We start from the raw sequence: 1,166 nt of genomic DNA, 5'->3' as shown, positions 1-1,166 counted from the left end.
GCCGGCGGCGGCTCCCAGGCTACGGGCGCCACCGCGGCCGTCGTGCGCCCGCGGTGCTACCGGCCGCCGTCCTGCCAGGGGAAGGGGGCGAGGTCGGGCTCGACCCAGCCGTTCCTCGCCGCGTCGCCGGCCAGGGTCTCCGGACGGTAGTGGCGGCCGAGCAGGCCCTTGTCGAGCAGTGCGGGGTGGCGCTCGGCGAAGGCGGTGAAGTCGTCCCCGCCGGTCCCGGCCGCGTGGTGCGCGACGAGTTCCACCCAGGCGCGGGTCATGGTGGCGTGGTACTTCTCGGGGGCGCCGGCGTTCCGGGCGGTGCGCCGGATGCCCTCGCCGACCACCCGTACCGCGGCCGGCAGGTCGTGGTGCCGGACGGCCAGCCAGGTCAGGTGGACGTGCTCGCGGTGGCCGAACCGTCCGGTGCCGGCCCTCGCTTCGGCCATCAGGTCCTCGAACGTGGGCGTGCCGCCGCCCGGGGCCGGTTCGTCGTGCTGCGCAGTCACGGGGAGACCTCCGTCAGGGCCTCAAGGGCCGTCCGCAGCGCGGTGATCGTCTCGGCGGGCAGGCCGTCGAGCGCGCGCTGCTCGACACCGGTGACGGCCTTGCGGATGGTGCCGGCGGCCAGCCGCCCGGACGGGGTGAGTTCGACGAGCACCGCCCGCCGGTCCTGGGCGCTGGCGCCGCGGGTGATGTGCCCGCGCCGTTCCAGCCGGTCCAGCACGCTGGTCAGCGTGGTCGGGCGGGTCCCCGCGGCCGCGCCGAGCTCGGACACCGTCCGGGCGCGGCCGTCGGCCAGGTTGGCGAGGGCGTTGATCTCGGAGGGCGTCAGCCCGAGGTCGGCCAGCTCGGTGGCGAGCACGTGCAGGGTGGCGTGGGTGGCCCGCTGCAGCGCCAGCAGCGGCGACCAGTCGGGTGGCGTCGTTCCGTCGTTCACGATTTCGGACTATACGATTTCGTACTACCTCTCGGCAAACAGCCCGGCGGCGTCCCGGGACACCTCATGGGGCCGCAACAGGACGCCCACCTCAGGTGCCAGGGGCGTCCGGCGGGCGAGGGTGGAGAGCGAAAGCGCACCCCGTCCGGGAGGACAGACGCATGCTGCATTATTCGCTCCACCAGCTGCGCGAGGCCGATCTGCTGCGCGAGGCGGACCGGTGGCGGGCCGTCCGCGC

The 1,166-nt window shown here is 75.0% G+C and carries 2 protein-coding genes; both read right to left on the bottom strand.

Going from position 1 to position 1,166, the window contains the following annotated elements; genetic code table 11:
* Positions 1-56: 56 nt before the first annotated feature.
* A complete protein-coding gene (locus ABZ885_RS41650; RefSeq protein WP_360200482.1) occupies positions 57-497 on the bottom strand; it encodes a hypothetical protein in 441 nt (146 codons plus the stop codon).
* Positions 494-928 carry a MarR family transcriptional regulator gene (locus tag ABZ885_RS41645; RefSeq protein WP_360200480.1) on the bottom strand — a complete coding sequence of 145 codons (435 nt, stop codon included), beginning with the start codon at positions 926-928 and terminating at the stop codon, positions 494-496. Before ABZ885_RS41645 ends, ABZ885_RS41650 begins: the two co-directional genes overlap by 4 nt.
* Positions 929-1,166: the final 238 nt, after the last annotated feature.

Source organism: Kitasatospora sp. NPDC047058 (genome assembly GCF_040643935.1).
Taxonomy (GTDB): Bacteria; Actinomycetota; Actinomycetes; order Streptomycetales; family Streptomycetaceae; genus Kitasatospora.
The sequence above is the reverse complement of the archived record's forward strand: the minus strand, read 5'-3'. Positions and strand labels throughout refer to the sequence as shown.